13 protein-coding genes are annotated in these 19,067 nt (G+C 43.8%); 6 read left to right on the top strand and 7 right to left on the bottom strand.

Going from position 1 to position 19,067, the window contains the following annotated elements; genetic code table 11:
* Positions 1-573: 573 nt before the first annotated feature.
* The gene (locus AAGA18_04140) at positions 574-960 is read right to left on the bottom strand and encodes a hypothetical protein (protein MEM9444522.1); all 387 of its coding nucleotides are present in this window, start codon (positions 958-960) and stop codon (positions 574-576) included.
* Between the two features lie 304 nt (positions 961-1,264).
* Here AAGA18_04140 and AAGA18_04135 point away from each other — a divergent pair, with 304 nt between their 5' ends.
* Positions 1,265-2,104 (top strand): FHA domain-containing protein, encoded by an 840-nt coding sequence (locus AAGA18_04135; protein MEM9444521.1) that lies wholly within the window; start codon positions 1,265-1,267, stop codon positions 2,102-2,104.
* A gap of 74 nt (positions 2,105-2,178) precedes the next feature.
* Here the strand turns inward: AAGA18_04135 and AAGA18_04130 are convergent, their stop codons facing one another.
* Positions 2,179-3,234: an aminoglycoside phosphotransferase family protein gene (locus tag AAGA18_04130; GenBank protein MEM9444520.1), complete on the bottom strand. Its 1,056-nt coding sequence runs from the start codon at positions 3,232-3,234 to the stop codon at positions 2,179-2,181.
* A gap of 192 nt (positions 3,235-3,426) precedes the next feature.
* On the opposite strand from AAGA18_04130, the gene AAGA18_04125 reads away from it, so the two are divergent.
* Complete coding sequence (locus tag AAGA18_04125) at positions 3,427-3,912, top strand: WbuC family cupin fold metalloprotein (protein MEM9444519.1); 486 nt, start codon at positions 3,427-3,429, stop codon at positions 3,910-3,912.
* 117 nt (positions 3,913-4,029) lie between these two features.
* Entirely contained in the window at positions 4,030-4,875 is an 846-nt protein-coding gene (locus tag AAGA18_04120) for a hypothetical protein (protein ID MEM9444518.1), read from the top strand.
* On the opposite strand, the gene AAGA18_04115 is transcribed toward AAGA18_04120, so the two are convergent.
* Genes AAGA18_04115 through AAGA18_04105 form a run of 3 tightly spaced genes read right to left on the bottom strand, consistent with a single transcriptional unit; the run spans position 4,858 to position 10,536 of the window.
* Positions 4,858-6,324, bottom strand: coding sequence for a hypothetical protein (locus tag AAGA18_04115; GenBank protein ID MEM9444517.1), 1,467 nt, complete (start codon positions 6,322-6,324; stop codon positions 4,858-4,860). The two genes, AAGA18_04120 and AAGA18_04115, sit on opposite strands and share 18 nt — an antisense overlap.
* Entirely contained in the window at positions 6,321-7,805 is a 1,485-nt protein-coding gene (locus tag AAGA18_04110; GenBank protein ID MEM9444516.1) for a trypsin-like peptidase domain-containing protein, read from the bottom strand. Before AAGA18_04110 ends, AAGA18_04115 begins: the two co-directional genes overlap by 4 nt.
* A 7-nt stretch (positions 7,806-7,812) precedes the next feature.
* A complete protein-coding gene (locus AAGA18_04105; GenBank protein ID MEM9444515.1) occupies positions 7,813-10,536 on the bottom strand; it encodes a valine--tRNA ligase in 2,724 nt (907 codons plus the stop codon).
* 146 nt (positions 10,537-10,682) lie between these two features.
* Between AAGA18_04105 and panD the strand changes: the two genes are divergently transcribed.
* From panD to AAGA18_04090, 3 genes are all read left to right on the top strand, one after another.
* Positions 10,683-11,033 carry an aspartate 1-decarboxylase gene (panD, locus tag AAGA18_04100; GenBank protein MEM9444514.1) on the top strand — a complete coding sequence of 117 codons (351 nt, stop codon included), beginning with the start codon at positions 10,683-10,685 and terminating at the stop codon, positions 11,031-11,033.
* Positions 11,034-11,233: 200 nt separating this feature from the next.
* Positions 11,234-11,665 (top strand): AP2 domain-containing protein, encoded by a 432-nt coding sequence (locus AAGA18_04095; GenBank protein MEM9444513.1) that lies wholly within the window; start codon positions 11,234-11,236, stop codon positions 11,663-11,665.
* A gap of 458 nt (positions 11,666-12,123) precedes the next feature.
* Positions 12,124-14,880 (top strand): glycosyl hydrolase family 28-related protein, encoded by a 2,757-nt coding sequence (locus AAGA18_04090; protein MEM9444512.1) that lies wholly within the window; start codon positions 12,124-12,126, stop codon positions 14,878-14,880.
* Between the two features lie 198 nt (positions 14,881-15,078).
* Here the strand turns inward: AAGA18_04090 and AAGA18_04085 are convergent, their stop codons facing one another.
* Entirely contained in the window at positions 15,079-15,879 is an 801-nt protein-coding gene (locus tag AAGA18_04085) for a response regulator (GenBank protein ID MEM9444511.1), read from the bottom strand.
* Entirely contained in the window at positions 15,863-19,033 is a 3,171-nt protein-coding gene (locus tag AAGA18_04080) for an ATP-binding protein (protein ID MEM9444510.1), read from the bottom strand. The genes AAGA18_04085 and AAGA18_04080 overlap by 17 nt, the downstream gene beginning before the upstream one ends.
* Positions 19,034-19,067: the final 34 nt, after the last annotated feature.

Genomic DNA, 19,067 nt, shown 5'->3' with positions numbered 1-19,067 from the left:
CTCCCCACTTGGCATCGTCGGTGGACCCAACCTCTACACCTTCGTCATCCCTTCGACTACCCCCCTACGTCACCCTCCGACTTGATCGGAGGGTCCAGGGGAAATAAGCGATGCACGCAGGATGCATCTTGTCGTCCAAGCATGATCCTTTGCACAAAACTTTCTGAATTTGATCCCCTGACACCGACCCCGATCTAAGCGATATGGTGCTCCGCACAAATCTTTTTCGCTTTCCCGGTCAAGCCGTGGGATGACAGATGAGAATGAGCCGGAGGATGGTAGGTGAAGATCGGTCGCAGGATAACGGACCGAGCTGTACACATTTTGTGTTATCTCTGACTGCTTCCTTTCGTTGCTCTTCTATGAGCAGGCTTATAAAATCTTTTAGAAAAACTACATGATTTTTTACAAAGGGTGGGTATTCGGTGGTTTGTCATGATCGAATTATCCGCCTTCGTGACTCTTTGACTTGAACCGAGGGTCTGGGACATAGATTCATAAGACAAGAAGCCGGACTTAGGGGGTCCGGCTTCTAATGAACTAACTAACTAGGAGATATGTATTAATGAAAAATCATCTTTTCCTGTAGGGATCAATTGCTGCTCTCCATCGACTATGGCGTTGCTGTAGATCATCGAGCTGATTTTCTATGATACCTAGGTGTGTTTCTAAATTTTGTTTGATTTGAAATTCTAAATCCATGATTTGAGACCGGATGATGGAGATCTCAGGGTTCTCTCTATCTAAAGGAAGGGGTGTCCAGTCGAATTCACTCATGCGAGTTAAGAGTTGTTGTTTTCTTCTGCTAAGCTCTGGAAGTGCTTCCCAGCGCTGCTCTTTGATTGTGCTGAATTCCCACATGACCGCCTCTAAAACTTCCCGTAGTAGTTGTAATTTTGAGGGCGTCTGGTTCAGTTGCAGACTCTTCGCATTCTGTAGTTTTGTTCGCGGATGTATCATGCTGTCTAAGGGATATATCGGTCGTTGGTTTTGAGGGCTTTAATTTTTGCAAGATGACGGCAAAAATCTCACTTCAAAGGGACGGTTAATGCCCTTATGGCTAGGTAAAGAAGTTAAAGAAAGTGTAAAACTCTATGAATAGAGGAGGATAAGGCTATTATTGAGAAAATAATACCTTCTTTAAGCTTTCTGATTTTATAGTTTGATGAGGGTCTTTCTCCTACGATGAGGAGTTTTTTTCAGCGTTGCATATAGCATCCAAAAGAATCTTGTTAATGAGTTGAGCAATCCGATCTCTTAATATATGTCAGAGATGTACCATATAGGGGAATGCCTGCAAGGATTAGCGTCCAACAGGGAGAGTGGGAAATTAGTCCTAGTAAAGGGGCTTCTTGTCGGAAACATTTTTTTAGATGAAGGGCGGATCATTCATGCTGAAACAAATCAGGAGCAAATGGGATTGCCTGCCCTATGGGCATTTCTAAGAAATGAAGAAATGAATTGCACTTGGGATCCTGGAGTTCAGCCAAAGGATAACTTCACCTCGTTAAATATTGAGGTAGAGCAGATGCTAGTTGGATTTTTTCTAGACCAGCAGGATGATGTTTTAAAAGAAGAAGGCGCGCAAGAGCTTTTGATAGAGTCATGTGAAACGACCGGTATTCAAAAGGTGGTCGATTTCAAAAACTGCGCCATTAGCTTGGCCGTGAAAAGTGGGTCAAAGAATGGAGAAACCTTTTATATTCAGCATTCTCGCACACGAGTAGGACGAGCCTCGAGCTGTGAAATAATCATCCCCGATGTCACAATCTCTGTGCATCATTGTGTCTTTACCATGGATAAGCATCTACTAAAGGTCACCGATCTTGGGTCTACCAATGGCATCGAAGTAAATGGTGAGCGTGGACTTGAGTTTGGTATTCATTCGGGGGATGAAATTAAATTAGGCTCCGTGCTCTGTGAGATTCAGTTTAAGGTGAAGCGCTCAGCCAGGATTACGCAAACAGTCTCAAAAGTTTATACTGAAAGTGATGATGATAAGAAGAAATATAGTGAGACAGCACCTTTGAGGGGAGCGGCACTTTCTTGGAAAGATCTACCTCAAAAGCAGAGATCTGTATCGGTATTTAAAAAATTATTCTAATAGTAGCTCTGGGTTTAATCATGAAACACGAGCGATGCCATAGGGACCTAAAGAAAACGAGTTGAATGCTGTTGTCAGGTGAGTTCTGATAATTTTTCTCGGGTATGTTCGAGCAATTGCTCGGCTTTGAGCAAATGATCTGCTTTGAGTTGTCCTTGATTTTCTTTTGCGATATGTAAGTTTTGCCCGGTCGCTTCTATAGGGAGAAATGGGTTTAGCAAGATGCAACACCACTTGATCATGTGGACTGGCTCCAGAATTGCACATCTTTCAATGTGCCAATCAGGGTTTCTATATATGCTTAGCGCTCGCTCCATGAACCGCTTGTGGTAGCGGTATGGGAGAGGGTAGGAAGGATGATGAAAGAAGTCGCCAATCATACGTGCAGGGTCATCCCACCCAGCATATTCAAAATCAACAAAAAACAGCTTTCCTGAGCAGTCAATCATGCAGTTATGGAAACCAAAGTCCGCAGGAGATAAGCAGTAGTCAATAGGGGAAAGAGATATGTTTGAGGGGGTTCCAAGTAATAAGGCTGCTACTTGCAGGTGATCGCGGATATCTGCCCACAATGGTTCTAAGGTGCTTTCAACCAAGTTCTTGCATTTCTTCTCTATCTGTGAGTTGCCTATGATAAATTGTAAGCGGCTGATGCGCAGCTCTACTCGCTCCATGTGGTCGTTAATAGAAAAAGCTGCATCTAGTGAGTTGGTGAGCCCCTCCGTGCTTATATCCTGTCTGTGGACATTTACCGCTAGATGGAAACTTAGAGCCTCATCCAGAAGAGACGCTTGAAAATCGCTCGGTTTCGGTGCTTTGCCCTCTATGTAACTATAGACCCCGATACCCTTTTCCGGGCAATAGGAAATGGGACTGGGCACATTAGAAATTCCGTTTTCCTTAAGGAAAGTTAGATAGGCCCATTCCTGATCCAGGCGATCTGTGGTGCGATTCGGTCCTTGGAAATAACGCTTAACGAAAAGAGGTTCATCATTGAAAATGATCTTGTAAGATTCTTTGGTTTGACTGGTCCGCATAGGTGTTAGCTCGATGCTGTCCGCAGGGCCATTTAATACTTCAGCTAACTCTTTTTTAATATCGGCAGAATCTTTACTTAACGATATGGCCATGACAAATCAAGTGAGTAGCAATGTGGATTTCAACAAAAGGGTAACAAATTATGAAATAGGATATCGCCCCTGCGGAAGACACACTTTAGGGAAAAGTCTAGGAATAAATGATTAAAACGTTCTTTGAAATAAATGCCTGGTTTTCATTGTTCATTAGAGACCGGATGAGGTCTTTGTGAGAGTATGGAGCTGATGAAGTTAGCTTTCGATAATATATCAGGTGGCATCTTTGCCTTGAATTCTGAGATGATGGCAAGGGGTATAGAGGGATCTCGACAGAGCAAGAGAAAGCGGGTGATTTTGCCAATCCACCGGACTCAGGACGCGCTTGTTCAAAGAATGCTTAATTTTATGCAGCCAGAGACTTATATTCGTCCCCATATGCATGCGAGAGAGGAAGCAACGGAAACAGTGGTGTTGTTGAAGGGAGCTTTGAGATTCATAGTCTTTTCTGGGGAAGGTGAGATCGAGCAGAAAATAGAGTTGTCTGCAAATGAAGTGAATGGCGTGATCGATATTGAGCCGAATATTTGGCATTCGTTTCTTGTTCTAGAAAAGGACACCGTGATTTTAGAAATGAAAAGAGGACCGTATGATACAGCGTTAGACAAGACTTTTGCTGCCTGGTCACCCGAAGAGTTTACCAAAGAGTCTATTTGTTATATGCAGAGTTGGTGAAAGCAGTCTGCGAAATGGAAATGAATTGAGCTGCCAGATCGATTTAGATGAAGGATTTAATTTAGTAGAATACCTTCTAGAAATTAGATTTTTGAAGCACACGTGATAGCTTTTAGGATGAAAGTTTGTAGCATATTTCTATTTTTCTACTTATGGGCTTCAAATGTTTATGTGTTAGCAGAGGCTTTTACTCAGGACTTATTAGAAGATGAGCTATGGGATGATGGGTTGGCTGAGATCTCAGTCTTTGATGCGATTGAAGTCCGTTATGGGATGCCTCGAAAGACGGAAGTAAGGCATATCCTTGTGAAAGAAATGTTTTCAGCAAAGGCCATGGTAAAAGCAGATGACTGGAGAGAGAAGGGGGCCTATGAGGTGATCAAACTGAATCAGGTGATAAAGGTTCCGACAGGTAGTTATGATTACTATCAGATGCATTCAAATTTTTGGCATAAGAAGACCGGAAATCTTATTAAATTTAGCCTAGCTAGCATAGATAGCTGTGGAAATACTTATAAAGAGGGCAGAATTGAAAAAGGTAAGCTAAACTACACCGCAAGGACCTACTGGCAAGGGATGGATCAGGTGGAAAAGAAACTTAAACTGCCTGATGACTTGTTGTTTTATGATGAACTGCCCTGGAAATTGCGAACGATGGCTTGGAAGGATGGTAAGAGTTTTACGGCGCTTCTTATGACTACAACGGTCACAAATAAGGCAGATTCCCTTAAACCTGAGAGTGTGCAAATAAGTGTGAAAGATAGTCCTCAGGGCTGGCTGGTCCTGGTTGAAGGAGAGAGCAAGGATCAATTTCTATTTGATAAATCATCACCCCACGAACTCGTAGAATGGAAGAAGCGCGACGGAGGGAAATTAGTCAAAAGAACCAGTCTTCGTATCCCCTATTGGCAGCTCAATAAGCCGGGGGATGAGGAGGTTTATGGCTTAGCCTTCTCCAGGTAATCGCATGCTCTGGGGAATGTTGTATTTTTGTAGAATACGTTTGGTAGTCTCCTCGGTTGTGGTAGCATCTAAAATAATATCTGCTCGCACTTGATTAGGGTGAAAGGTGATCTCGTGATAAGAGTCCAAAGGCTGAGAAAATGCTTGATTCACGTCAGTCATGGAATCTATGTGTTGGTGGTTAATCTTATCTACCAGTAAGAATTTAAGGTCCTGATATCCTATGTTGGAATTATCCGGGAAAACGTAAGTGAGCATAATAAGTTTTTTCTGAGACTCGGTTTGGTTGAGTTTATTTAAGTCTTGTTTAATACGTAGGTGCTGGGGGATGCGACTTTTCCATTTGTCGCCCCAGGCTCTTAAGAAATCCGTCCGAAACTCTTGAAAAACGAGTCCTGCAGCAATGAAGTAATAGGGAGTTTTGTTAGGCTCACTCCAAGGAATGAGGGGTTCGCTGGGAGAGAAATATTCTAAAGCTATAGTAACCTTTTCTGTTTTCTTGTTGCGCAAGACTATAGCCTCGATGCTGTCCTCAGTTGTGTGTCCTTCTAGTGCAATGTACCGGAAATCCAGCCGGCCATAGTAGGGGTGTTCATAGTTTCCATTGGCGTCGATAGAGTGACCATCTAGTTGCAGGATAATGTCCATGGGCTGTAGCTGGCCATAAGCAGAGGCTCCGGGGTAACACTGGCGAACAATAATTCCCTTTTGCTCATCCTCTTGTCCTAGGTAGTTTGACAAAGCAGGGTCTCTATTAAATTGATAGCTTAGTCCTAGAGAGGGAAATCCTGGGTAGGGCTTGGTTTCAAAGATTTCTAAATACGCGTTGATAAGTTCGGCAGGGATAATGGATGCGACGTCTTTGTTGTTTTGAAACGCGGTCATACCAATGAGTGAGTTGTCATGAAAGACTGGCTTAGCCCAGCCGCCGCCAGTCATATCTGTTTTCATCTTGATTTCAAGGGTGTCAAAATAGCCTGTCGTGCTTTTATTAACCTCGGCGCGAATGAAACGACATTCCGCTTTCTCTAAAACACCTTCATCCCATTTTGTTGTTAGCGCAGTGCCACTGTTAATGCTTCTCTCAGCAAGTTTAGTAGGTTCTAGGTCGCTGTAGAAAGCAGGGTCTTCAACAGCTACAATAGCTAAGTTGAGTTGAGGATCACTATGGATCAATTGAGCGGGGTAATGTTTGGGTTGACCCAGTTTTAAGGCGCGGATGGATGTTGCATCAACCAGATAGTATGCGGTTGTTAAAATCTGATTGTTGTCAATGACCACGCCAGCAATACTTCTGGTCCTAGGCGTAGCCTTTTTCCATGGCTCATATTGGTTCCAGCTTTGGTAAGTAACTTGTATATTTACCACACACTTTTCATAGGTGGCGTCAGCAAAGAGTTGATGCCCTAAACCTAACAGGGCATAGGAAATAATAAATAAGTGTTTCATAGTCTTCTATCTGAGTTGATGCCGTAGCGTTTAAGAATTTCCTGGCCTGAGGTATCTGCTAGCTCGCGGTCTAAGGCGAGGGATTTGCCTGCGTATTCGAAATCAATAAAATGCTGGGGTCCTTGATGACTCTCAATGGCTTCGACTAAGTCTTCGAGAGTATAAACAGCTTTTCCGTTTACTGTTTTGATCACTTCATTTTGATACCATGAGATACGGTTATTGACCTCATGGTCTAACCTTCTGAGGAGAATGATTTTGCCGCGATCAAGCGGATAATTCTCTTCAATGGGTCTATAGTATGCTTCATAGATGAGTTCGGAGTCTGCTTTTTGTTGCCATTTGTCTCCGTAGGTCATAAGAGCTCCCCGCGTTAAAGGAACAAAGACTAACCCTCCATATATATAGTACTTGGGCGCTTCATTATGAGGGACACGTTGTAGCCTTTGAGGGTTTTTTCTTGCGAGTGGAATATCGAGGTCTAGGTGGTCGCCATCCCGTAAAACGCGAAGTGAAAGGGACTGGCTTTTTTGGTGCAGGTCCAGCAGAAAGGAGGCTTGTAGGCGGAGGTCATTCCATAAAATAGTTCCATCATTCGCAATATTGTAGCCGTCTGCTTCGAGTAGGATATCTCCCCGCTGCAAATGGCCATCCGCTATACCGCCTTTTTTGACAATGTTTACGCGGACGCCACTGTCTTCTTTTTTCATTCCAGCATATGATCTAGCAAATGGGTTTTGCATGTTGTCAGTTGTAATGGCGAGTTTGGGAAATCCATCATGAGTTCCGTCACTAATGTCTTGGAGGAAATGATTGACGACTTGTGGTGGAATAAAAAAACCGGTGTTTTGTAGGTTCGGATTACCTTGGAAAGCGACACCTACTACCTTTCCATCTTTGGTAACAGGTCCGCCACTGTTGCCGGGGTTGATGGCGGCATCTGTTTGAACGGATAGGTGGGTGTCGACACCAGAGTGAATATAGGTGTTGATTTCGATTCGGGAGACTACCCCAATGGTAGTAGAAATTCTGTTGCCTCCAGCTGGATAACCATGTGTAGTGACCTGCGAGCGTATGTTAGGTAGCTCGCCAATTTCAAGAGGCTTGATAGCCTTGAGGCGTTCCATATTTTCCGGGACGATTATTGCCAAATCACAATCATGGGCAATAAATTCAGCTTTGGCCGGGTAAGGTTTAGGATCCTTCTCAAAGAAGATAAGTAGCTTTCTAGAATCAGCAACAACATGGGCGTTGGTCATGATGCGGTTGCCTTCTATGACAAAGCCACTTCCTGAGCCGCTGCGAACGTTACGAGATTGCCAAGGTGAGTACCAATCGTTCTTTTGAGAGTAATTGATGATTTTTACGACAGCGGCATCAACCTGTGATGAAGAGTCTTGGCTCTTGGCAGTTTGTAAAGTAATGGCCCAAGTTAGGACAAGAGCAAAAAGTAGAGATTTGATATGGATGATGGGAGTCATTGCACAATTAGTTTAAGTTTTCTAAGGACTTTTTGATTTTACGTAACTTATCCTGCGCGGCATGAGCAAGCTCACGCCACTCGTTAACTTTTTCTGCTGGAGCTTTAGCAAGCATATGATGGTTTTGGAGTTTCTTGGTTTCACGGTCATAATCATTTTGAGCTTTTGCTAGCTCTTTCTCTAAGCGCGCCTTTTCTTTTTCTATATCAATAACGCCTTCAAGTGGTAAGTAAAGATCGCCTATGGGTGTGATAATACTGGGAATTTTGTCATTACTTTCCGAGGTGATCTCAAGAGTTTCTAAGTTCAAAAGGCCTTTAAGTGTATGGTTATCTCCCTCAGAGAGTGGTTCGCTCTTTGCGGATGGGTGGAGTAACATTTTTACTTTTTGATTCGTTGGAATTTGGAATTCTCCACGTAATCCACGGCCCAGATCAACACTGCGATATATTTTTCTCGTATGCTCCGCTAATTTGCGGTCGCTTGGCTTGCATGGATTATTTTCTGAACGAGGATAGGAGAAAAAGAGGATGGTATCTGTCGGACTTTCAGCGAAGCCAAGCCCATGCCAAAGCTCTTCAGTTATAAATGGGGCAAATGGATGAAGGAGTCTAAGGATGTGATGAATAGCGAAGTCGATGGTGGCCAGGGTTCCACTCCGTGTCTCAGAACCTTCATCGCCGAAGTCTGCTTTAGCGACTTCTAGAAAGCGCGAACAGAATGTATCCCATACAAAGCTATAGATGGATGCGCCGACTGTATTAAATTCATATTTTGTAAAGGCCTCTTCCACCTTTTCAATTAAGTCGTGCAGCTCGGCAAGAACGTGGTGAGCGTACGGGGAGAGTTTGTGCTCGGTAGCAAATGGATTAGCTTTGGAATGGATAGGGCCATGGAGAGTGCGAAAGCGGCAGGCATTCCAGAGTTTATTGGCGAAATTTCGGCCTTCCTCAATTTGCTTCTCGTCAAAGCGGATGTCTTGGCCTTTTGGCGCAATGCGCATGAGGCCAAAGCGTAGGCCATCAGCGCCATACTTTGCAATGAGCTGGAGAGGGTCGGGAGAATTGCCTAGTGATTTCGACATTTTTCTGCCTTTGCTGTCGCGGATCAGTCCGGTGAAATAGACATCCTTGAAGGCAATGTTATCTGAGAGATCCGAAGACTTTCCAGGCTCCAGTTCGAGACCCGCGATGATCATGCGAGCGACCCAGAGAAAAATAATGTCGGGCCCGGTAACTAAGACAGATGTAGGATAAAATTTTTTGCGGGTCTTTTGGTCCATCGTGGCGTAAGCCCAAAGCCAGGAGGAGGCCCACGTATCCATGGTATCAGGATCTTGTTCCCAATCATCTAACGATCCAGGACAGTCGATGGATGCTTTGGTTTCGATGATTTTACCCGAGGCATCTTTTTTATACCAAACAGGTATTCGGTGCCCCCACCAAACTTGACGTGAAATACACCAATCTTGAATATTTTCTAGCCAATGAGCATAGGTTTTTTCCCAGTGAGCCGGAAAAAAGTTAATCAGTTGTCGCTCACCTCGGACGACATCCAAAGACTCTTTAATTTTAGGATATTTGAGGAACCACTGCTCGGAGAGCCGAGGTTCAATAGGAACTTTCCCGCGCTCGGAATAGCCAACATGATTTTGATAGTCCTCAGTTTTTGCCAGTTGTCCCATCTCCTCTAGCATCTTAGCCGCTTTATTTCGTGCAGCAAACCGCTCCATGCCATGTATCTGGGGAACTTCAGGGCAATGAATATTCCCCTCTGGAGTGAGAATATCTATCACAGGCAATTTGTGGCGCTGGCCGATTTCAAAGTCATTTTTGTCATGTGCGGGCGTTACTTTAAGTACTCCTGTTCCAAATGCCATGTCCAAGTAGTCATCGGCAATGATGGGGATTTCAGCCTGGGGGAATGGTCGAACAGCGTGTTTACCTACTAGATCTTTATAGCGCTCATCCTCAGGGTGCACAGCTACGGCAGTATCGGCCATAAGTGTTTCTGGGCGGGTTGTGGCGATTTCTAAAAAACGTCCGGGATCTTCAGCAACTTCATAGCGCATGGTGTAGAGTTTGGATTTTTGGGGTTTCATCTCAACTTCTTCATCGGAGATGGCAGTAAGCGAGGCGGGGCACCAATTAACCATGCGTAGACCACGATACATATAGCCTTTTTCATAGAGCTTGACGAACACCTCTTGAACATCCTTCAAATACTCATCATCTAAGGTAAAGCGCTCACGATCCCAATCACAGGAACAGCCGAGTTTCTTGAGTTGTTCAATGATGATGCCCCCGCGGTCTTTAGTCCATGCCCAGATCAACTCCAGCATAGCTTCTCGACCTAATGTTTGTCTGTTTAGCTTCGTTTTTTCGGGAAGTGCAAAAGAATCTAACTTAGCTTTTACAGAGGGAGGTAACTGATCCGGCTTGCGTAGAGCTTTTTCGACAGCTGACTGAGTGGCTAGCCCTGCGTGATCCGTCCCAGGTAGCCAAAGAACCTCATGTCCAGTCATACGTGCGCGTCTGGCTAAAATATCTTGAATAGTATTATTGAGAACATGTCCCATTGTGAGGACACCGGTGACATTAGGCGGGGGGATGACAATGGAATAAGCAGGCTTTTCGGAGTCTGGGTTAGCGTGAAAGGACTTTTGTTCGATCCAGCGAGTGTAGAGCTTATCTTCTACACTACTGGGCTCATATGCTTTGGCCAATTCCATAGAGGTGAAATACTAGCTGGTTCATTGACAAGTAAAAGAGGATTCTGGGTCTGAATCAAAGAATAATAGAGACTTTTTAAGAGTCTCTGAGACCAAACCTTGACCGTAGAGCAGATCGGTCTAACCTATTGGCAGTGTTCAAGCAAGTGTTGTCATCAAAGATTCATAGGGCTGTCGTTACTGACGCGTCCGTAGATTACCAGGGGAGCATGGCCATAGATGAAAATCTCATGGACAAGGTAGGGATGTCACCATACGAGAAGATACTCGTAGGTAATATTACCAATGGTGAGCGTTTTGAGACGTATGCCATACCCGCAGAGAGAGGCAGCAAGATGATCAGTCTGAACGGCGCAGCAGCTCACAAGGGGGAAATTGGACACCTAGTTGTCATTCTAAGCTTTGTGTTGCTGGACGAAAACTCCCTTTCAACGCATCAACCGCGTATTGCTATTCTAGGTGATGGTAACGAAATTATGAGCACTCGCGGAATTTGATTCCGCTATTGAGGCATTTTTAGGTTCTAGGCGCCCCTTTTGCAGCACATTTGGGCTCATTCGGGTGCTATTTGCATCGTTTTACTTGTTGGGTTATAATCTATCTCCGTTTGTTTCAATTAAGTGTCAGAAATGACTTTAGTTTATGGTAAAGACTCCGAATTAAATATTAGTTTATTACAGAGAGAGAAAACATTGCTATGAAAAAAATAAAAGCGAATTATGGCCTTAACTTCCTTAAGGGAAGAGATGGTAAAAATATGGCGATCTTAGTCAAGTTGAGAAGACAAGGCGAAGTTCACCAAAAGTATTTTGGTTATAAAACCTACGGCTCTGCAAAGGCCTCTAAAGATGCGGCTGTCAAATACCGCGATGCTGTGATGAAGAAACATCCAGAGATGTCGCGCCGCGATTATGCTGAAATTAAAAAATCAAACAATAAGTCCGGAATACCTGGAGTTTGCCGCACCTTTCATACAGTCAAGGGAATTTCCTATCCTGTGTGGCAAGCTGCTTGGAGTCCTGCACCTGGAAAAAGGCGTTGTAAGAAATTTTTCGTAAGCACTCATGGAGAGCGTAAGGCTAAGAAGTTAGCTATAGAAGCTCGCCACAAAGCGCTTACCAAGATGTAGTTCCATTTGCATTGAGAGTTTATTGATTATTTTGGCCCCGAGGAGCAATCTTCGGGGCTGATTTTTATTTGCCTCTTCTACTGGTCTGCTTTCGAGATAGGAAGGACCAATATTTATTAGGACCCCAAATGCAAGATCATAAAACGAGATGAAATGGATGATATTTGATCACTATCCTGAACTATGGCTATGAGGCATCATTTTTTTAGAGATCTTTAAGTCTCTACCTCATCACCCAGGTTTAAACGGAGCGTCTAGGAGTCCTTAGCTTATGATGCTGGATGCACGGATTCAGACTGAGGAGCCCAGAAGGTTTGTCAGCGTTCATCATTAATTCGAAAAAATGCTTCTCTGGTATTCACCAAAGTAAACGTTTGTTCTTCTTAAGAGTAATGGCTAAAGTCCGTGACGTATCTCGATTTCTATGATAACTAATTTAAATAAACAGAAAAATTTTCATGATGTTTCAAGTTCGATTACTCAATAGAGAGTTTCTTTTATATGGCTTTATCAATATAGTTTTCATTGCTAACGCTCTGTGTGCTCAAGGAATCGGCGACGGTCCTGAGCCAAGGCAAGTGGCACTGCGCTATGGGACGGAAGATTTAGTGCCTATTATCACCTATGATGTTACAGAGGCTCCTTATTCTGCTGATAAAACGGGCCAATCCGATGCTACAGCATCTTTTGCTCAGGCTTTAAAAGACGCAGAGGAAACGGGAGGAACAGTGTTTGCCCCAGAGGGGCGCTATCGTGTTGAAGGTAATTTGTCTATTCCGAGAGGCGTTACCTTGCGTGGAGATTGGAAAAAACCGACTGACCAAGATGTAAAAGTTGGAGGAACTCTTTTGCTAGCTTTTGCTGGTCGGGGGGACGTTCAAGGAAAGCCTTTTATATCTGCAGATGAAGGCGGTGCTCGAGATCTTACTATTTTTTACCCAGAGCAGAAAGCCCCTGATGTTGTTCCTTACCCAACAACAGTCCATCTGGTAAAAAATGCTGCCATCAAGAATATCACACTAGTGAATTCCTACCGGGGAGTTTTAACAGGGGGGTTTTCGACGGTTATGAACCTGTATGGGACAACTCTGAATACAGGTCTTACCATGCTGCAAGCAGCAGCTGTTCCCCGCTGCCGATATATCAAATTATCGCCCCGGTATTGGAGTGAATCTGGGTTGGAGGCAGCGCCCAAGTTGTCTGAGTTAACAAAGACACTTATTGATATGAAGTCTTTTGGTATTCAGCTAAACCGCCAGGATGCCGGAATTTTTATTGATGTGGATATAGAAGGTTACCATACAGGCGTAAAGTTTATGCCTCCGCACGGCTGGACTTATTGGTACGACATCGACATCAAGGATGTAGAAGTAGGAGTTCATTTTAGCGGTGGCTCACACCACCGAATGTATATTACTAACAGCTCGATCAATGCCAACACTTATGGCGTTCTTATGAAGATGGATAACGAAGGGTGGGACTCAGATTGGGCTAAGTTAAGTAAAAGTGGTAGACCTTTTGGCTTGGCAAACGATCAGGCGAACCTACGTATGTATAATTGCAGATTCAATGGCGTTGGAACAAACATTTTTATGGATGGTTCCTATCGTCAAGTTGTCAATCTTCAAGAATGTGCTTTTGAGAGCTGGGGGGATGGCGACAATCATTACGCGATCGACTCAGTGAACGGATCATTAGATATTTATGATTCTGTTTTTAAAAATCCAGCCAACCATATTCGCTATCAAGGAGAAGGAGTCCGTAAAGGAAGGGGAAAGGATAAGAATAGCCGATATCCCCTTATTCATCTGGTAGGTAATCAATTTGCGGGATCGCCTGATCTGAATTTGCCCAATCAAGATTTAAATGTGGTCGATCATACAATTTCAAAAAATCTGGGAAAATCTCCTCCTGAAATCAAAGATATTCCTGATAGGTTGCCTGCACGCGTTGGACCAAAGGCATTGTATGTTGCTACAAATGCACCTTTTGGGGTGTCCTCTAATGGTACAAATGATGTTACGCAGGCTCTTCAAAGAGTTTTGAATCAAGCTGGTAAGGATGGAGGCGGTACGGTCTACTTGCCACAGGGGCGTTATAGGCTGACCAAGCCTATCCGTGTGCCTTCAGGAGTGGAGCTTAGGGGAGTAAACGATTTTATGCCTCGAGGGGTTCAATCCAGAACGCTCATTATTGCTGATATTAAGGAGGATCGCGGCAAGCCTGATAATACTCCGTTCATCCGTCTGGAGTCTTCACAGGCATTAGGGGGTTCTGGGATTGCAGGGTTGGCTATCTGGTATCCACATCAGTCTTATAAAGACGTCAAGCCTTATCCATGGACTATTCAAGGAATGGGCCCGCGTTGTTGGGTGCAACGCGTTTTTCTTGGAAACTGTTATAACGCCATAGATTTTGCAACTCATGATAGTGACCAACATGTCATTTCAAGAGTATGCGGATCCGCTCTTAATATCGCTTTTAAAGTTGGCAAGAGCAAAACGATCGGTTGGATAGACAATTGTCATATCAGGCCTCAAGATTGGACACTCAGCTCTTCTGTTGAAGTAAGACATAAGAGTGGAAAGCTTAAGAGAGCAGGTTTCGTATTTGAAATTCCCGGAGATGCTGATAACAAGCCAAGTACGAAGCAAGTTTTTCGTGGGACAGAATATAGTCTCATTCCCAATTTGCGCGGAGCTGGCGCTATTACCATAGGAAGTGGTGCAAATGAGCAGATAACAGCTTTTTTTACAAATGGAGCCACGCGGGCATTTGACTTCGTTGACCATGATGGAACAGGCGGTGGAAATGCCAATATCCTTATAGGTGGTAGTGAAGCAGGCTGGGGTGCCTGGATCAAGGCTCTCGGAGATAAAGGAGTGAGCCTAGTAAATTTTAGTTTCAACCCCATGACTAGGTTGCCCTATGCCAAGCCAGAGGATATACCGGCGGGCAATTTGCAAAAAGGTTTGGTCATGCAAATCGAACCAACTGTTTCGAAACAAGCTCCCATCACCATGGTGCAACCAAAATTTTATGGACGCAAAGATATTGATGTCGGCGTTCGGATGAAGGGGGCAAGTATTTTCTTAAAACAAGGCATGGTTGAAAGCCAATATGGTAAAGCAACATTCGAAGTAAATGGTGGAGAGATTAAATTTCGGAATACCGAATCTGCTACTGTTACAGGAAGTGCTTACCAAGGTCTTTAATTTAAAAACGATCATGTCATCGACAATTAAAGATTCGCAGAAGATCTTGGCCTCAAGAAACATAGACTCTCCAAGAGGTATCACCTGTTTGATGCATTTTCTTTCACTCTCTTCCTCTTGGAGCACAAGATTTTGCGCATCTCCTTCAACTTCTATGACATCCTTCGGTTTAAATGGACTCTAGGCCTGGATCATGAGCTAGGCATCGTCAGATGATAAGTAAGACTGTTTGTAAAGTTTGGGGCTTTTGCCGTAGCGCTTCTTAAACATTCTAGAAAAACTGCTGGCTTCTTCAAAGCCAACTAAAAAAGTTATTTCTGTGATGTTCGTATTCGTTGTGAGCAGAAGTTCAGCTGCCCGTTGGAGCCTGAATTCATTGATGAATTCCGCAGGTGCCTGATTTAGTGTGGCTTTGAGTTTTCTTTGAAGGGATCGCAAACTCATGGATAAGTGGTCGGCTAGATTGCGAGGATTGAAGTCAGGTTCGTTGTAATGGTCTTTGACGATCTGGTTTGCTTTCGTAAAGAAGGCTCTGTCATTCGTATTTTCGATGAATAGTTGTTGTTCACCTGTCAAATATTGCTCTTTTAACTGTTCACGTAGAAGTCGCCGCGACTTGAGAACGTTGGATATGCGAGCTTTCAATATCAAGAGATTGAATGGTTTAGTAATGTAGTCGTCAGCACCCGAAGAGAGGCCTTTTAATTGATCATCATCGGAAGATTGAACCGTTAGCATGATAATGGGTATGTGGGAAGTTTCTGGAGTGCTTTTTAGTCTTTGACATAATTCTGTACCATTCATTCCTGGCATCATAACGTCCGTAATGATTAGATCCGGTATGTGCTCAAGGGCTTGCTTCATGCCGATTTGACCATTTTCTGCTTCAACAATTTTATACTCATTGCTGAGCCCCATTTTGAGGTAGCTACGGATATCCAGGTCATCCTCAACCAAAAGAATAACCGTATGGACGTTGTCATTAGGATAAGTTTTCATGTTTCTTGGATAGAGCAGCGTGCCCAGAAAAAAGTAACGGTAATTCAACAACAAAACGAGCGCCTGGTTTATCAGGGTGTTCACGGATAGGACTCTCGGCATAGACTCTGCCTCCCCAGAGCTCCACGAGTTCCTTGGTTAAATTGAGGCCTATTCCAGAGCCCTCAATAATGGGGTCACTTGATGCTCGATAAAAGCGATTAAAGATATTTTCTAGATGTTGTTTTTCAACGCCTACTCCGTCATCTTCAACGGAGAGTGTGAGTCTTTTTTCCTTATTTGATTTGTCCAGCTTGGTTTCTAATTTAATGAGTATGGTTCCGCCGGGGGAGGTATATTTGATCGCATTATGTATGAGGTTTGTTAAAATCTTTTCTAGTTTGTCTTTATCAATAAGACCTGTGATCGTATCTTTTGCTCTTAGCTGACAATGAAGTTGGTGTCGGTCGATTAAAGGCTTCATCAAATTAACGGCTTCTTGTACCCTCTCGTTGAAATTTCCTTTCACTAGATCGAGAGTTAGTTTGCCTTGTTCAAGTTTGCGAAAATAGAGGAGCTGTGTTACCAAAGTGGAGATACGGTCAGCGCTGCGCTTGGCCATGGATATTAAGTCTAGTTTATTTCTATCGGTTTCTATTTGTTCTAAATCATCTAAAGGCCCTTTAATGACGGTGAGGGGAGTCATGAGTTCGTGGGAAAGATTCATGTGGAAGCTGGTCTTAATACGGTCCATTTCTTCGAGATGTTGGGCGCGGTCTTTCAGACGCTTTTCGTGATAATAAAACCATATCCATACAAGCGAGGTAGCTGCTCCAGTCAGAAGTAAAATCAAAAGAGTAAACCACGGCTGCAGCCATAGAGGTGGTTCAACAAAGAAGCTTATTTTTGCCGGAGTGGGATCTATATTGAATGCTAGGTCGCGTGAACGTACCTCAAGGACATGGTCGCCATGTTTTAGGTTTACAAATGTTTTGCCCTTTTTATTAGAAAATGCGGACCAATTAAGTCCGTCTAACCGCCAAGAATATTGCAGTTTGCTGGAGGGAGTCATTGATTCAAAATCCACTGCTGACCATTCAATGTGACAGTTTCCGGGTGGAGAGACATGTTCAAGCCAGGTTGTGATAAAGGTGTCTGGTGGGTTTGATTCAGGGCGATGCCGAATACTTCGTGAAGACCTGTTATTGCTAATCAAATCAAGTGCTGATTTTACCTCTCTTCTACTGAAGCTAAACCAAATGCTTCCATCATGGCCTTGACCCAAGCGACTAAGATGTTCAGTCATAGCAAATGACTTTGGGTAGACTTGCGAAGTCCAAGATACTCCGTCGAATCGGCTTGCCCCTTGGTCGGTGGATACTAGGATTGATCTGTCTTGTAAGCCAAGCAAGTCCACTAGTTTGTGGCCGGCTAAATTATCTCCCATCATGTAGCGGATCTGTTGGTTTTGAGTTACCTGGTAAATGCCATGAGTCTCGGTGCCTATCCATAAATGCTCGTTTTCATCCAATAGCAAGTCCACTGTTTTGTTGCCTTCCTCGAGGTAGGGCTTAATGAGTTCTGTCGAGGCTGTTTTCAGAGATAATGTATAAAGGCCGTCAGAGCCTATTAAAATGGTGTCAGGATCGGATTGAGCAATAGAATAGAGGGAATGCGGTAGTGATGGGGTTTGATAGTGGGCCAAGAATTGAACTTTATTATCTTTCAGCACTTTATATCTTATGGCTCCTCCAGTAAGTGGTTCGCTTGAAAGTCGGGTATCCCCTGCTCCAAACCAGATCGTTCCATCAGTTGCTTCAAAGGCAGATTTTGGACTTATCGATCGAGCAAATCCCTCTTGTTGATCAATCGTCCATTTCTCTCCATCAAAAGTGCTAATGGCTGCTTCGCCCTTGTGACTCCCAGCGGCCCATAATAAGCCGTGACTGGAGGCTAATAGGACCGTTATTTGCTCTAATCCATGATCTTTGTTGTCGTAGAGCAACCATTTCTTTGTGTGTGCATTGTGTGAAACGATTCGATTGCCGGTGGTAAGGAACCATTGAACTCCAGAATCGGATTCACATTGGAAATTTAGCTTTTCATAAGTCAGCCATTCATCTGTTCCAATATCTATGGAATAGATCTGGTTGACATGACTGAGAATCCATAAGCGGTTATTTTTTGTTTTGTGTAATTTGAAAGGGACCTTGGGCAATTGAAGTTGCTGCCTTGAATAAAGGGTTCGTTTGCCCTTGTTGTCAATACGGTAGACCTCGCCATTCATGCCGCCCCATATGGTTCCGTCTTCTGCTTTTAGGAGCTTATTGAGACCCAGCCACGGATAGTCTCCTTCATCAGGGAGCCATTGGTTAGAAGTGGGATCAAACAATTCGACTTTGGTGCCTGGCTCTCTGTCACCATAATAAAGGTGGCCGTTATGGTCAGCAGCTACGGTTGCGTACTTGCCTATGTTTTTGTATGGGATATCGTAAATCTTCCAATCCGACTCTTCTTTCGGCAGGCCGGTTTTTACAGGTATGCGTATGAATTGGGATTTTAGTTTTGCGATTTTTTGGACGACCCAGATATCTCCGGAGGGGTCTAGACACATTGCAAGTAAAGGGAGCGTTGGAGTAGTATCTATAACACGCCAGGTGTTTTCTAGATCAGGACTGATAAGCCATAAAGCTTCGGAAGTCTGCAGCCAGATATTTTGGTCAGGAGCCTGCAAGAGTAAAGAATGATAGGGCGATGCTCCTGTGTCTTGAACGATGACGCGCCAGTTATTATCTTTATACAAAACTAATGAATAATTTGTGAGCGCTAAGATGCCCTTTTCAATAATTAGAATTTCTTTAATGGTAGGTCTCTCAGATCTTGGCTTAATGTCTTCAAGAATATTACTGCTAAGAGGAATAAAATCGGTCTTCCGTCCATCGTAACGTATGAGACCACCTGAGCACCCGAACCACATGAGGCCATTGCGAGCTTCTGCCATGCAGTTTGCTCCGATACCATTTAGTATCTCTTCATGCTTAAAACGCCATGGTTCCTCCAGCGGGTCTCTAACTGTAGGGTTGTAGAGCTCAGCGGCATGTAGTTGAAGCGATAGAGTAACAAGGGGGATAACCGCAAAAAGTAGCAGTACCAAGTATTTAAATTGTCGCTTCATGTTGTGTTTTTGTCGCATGGTGTCATGAAGAAAT

Source organism: Verrucomicrobiota bacterium (assembly GCA_039192515.1).
Taxonomy (GTDB): Bacteria; Verrucomicrobiota; Verrucomicrobiia; order Methylacidiphilales; family JBCCWR01; genus JBCCWR01.
This window is presented reverse-complemented; position numbering and strand designations above follow the sequence as displayed.

Excerpts from the sequence above, each read along its gene's own strand:
- AAGA18_04125 (MEM9444519.1), top strand. The coding sequence starts at position 3,427 with ATGAAGTTAGCTTTCGATAATATATCAGGTGGCATCTTTGCCTTGAAT.
- AAGA18_04110 (MEM9444516.1), bottom strand. The coding sequence starts at position 7,805 with ATGACTCCCATCATCCATATCAAATCTCTACTTTTTGCTCTTGTCCTA.
- AAGA18_04090 (MEM9444512.1), top strand. The coding sequence starts at position 12,124 with ATGATGTTTCAAGTTCGATTACTCAATAGAGAGTTTCTTTTATATGGC.
- AAGA18_04120 (MEM9444518.1), top strand. The coding sequence starts at position 4,030 with ATGAAAGTTTGTAGCATATTTCTATTTTTCTACTTATGGGCTTCAAAT.
- AAGA18_04095 (MEM9444513.1), top strand. The coding sequence starts at position 11,234 with ATGAAAAAAATAAAAGCGAATTATGGCCTTAACTTCCTTAAGGGAAGA.
- AAGA18_04080 (MEM9444510.1), bottom strand. The coding sequence starts at position 19,033 with ATGAAGCGACAATTTAAATACTTGGTACTGCTACTTTTTGCGGTTATC.
- AAGA18_04115 (MEM9444517.1), bottom strand. The coding sequence starts at position 6,324 with ATGAAACACTTATTTATTATTTCCTATGCCCTGTTAGGTTTAGGGCAT.
- AAGA18_04140 (MEM9444522.1), bottom strand. The coding sequence starts at position 960 with ATGATACATCCGCGAACAAAACTACAGAATGCGAAGAGTCTGCAACTG.
- AAGA18_04130 (MEM9444520.1), bottom strand. The coding sequence starts at position 3,234 with ATGGCCATATCGTTAAGTAAAGATTCTGCCGATATTAAAAAAGAGTTA.
- AAGA18_04135 (MEM9444521.1), top strand. The coding sequence starts at position 1,265 with ATGTCAGAGATGTACCATATAGGGGAATGCCTGCAAGGATTAGCGTCC.
- AAGA18_04105 (MEM9444515.1), bottom strand. The coding sequence starts at position 10,536 with ATGGAATTGGCCAAAGCATATGAGCCCAGTAGTGTAGAAGATAAGCTC.
- AAGA18_04085 (MEM9444511.1), bottom strand. The coding sequence starts at position 15,879 with ATGAAAACTTATCCTAATGACAACGTCCATACGGTTATTCTTTTGGTT.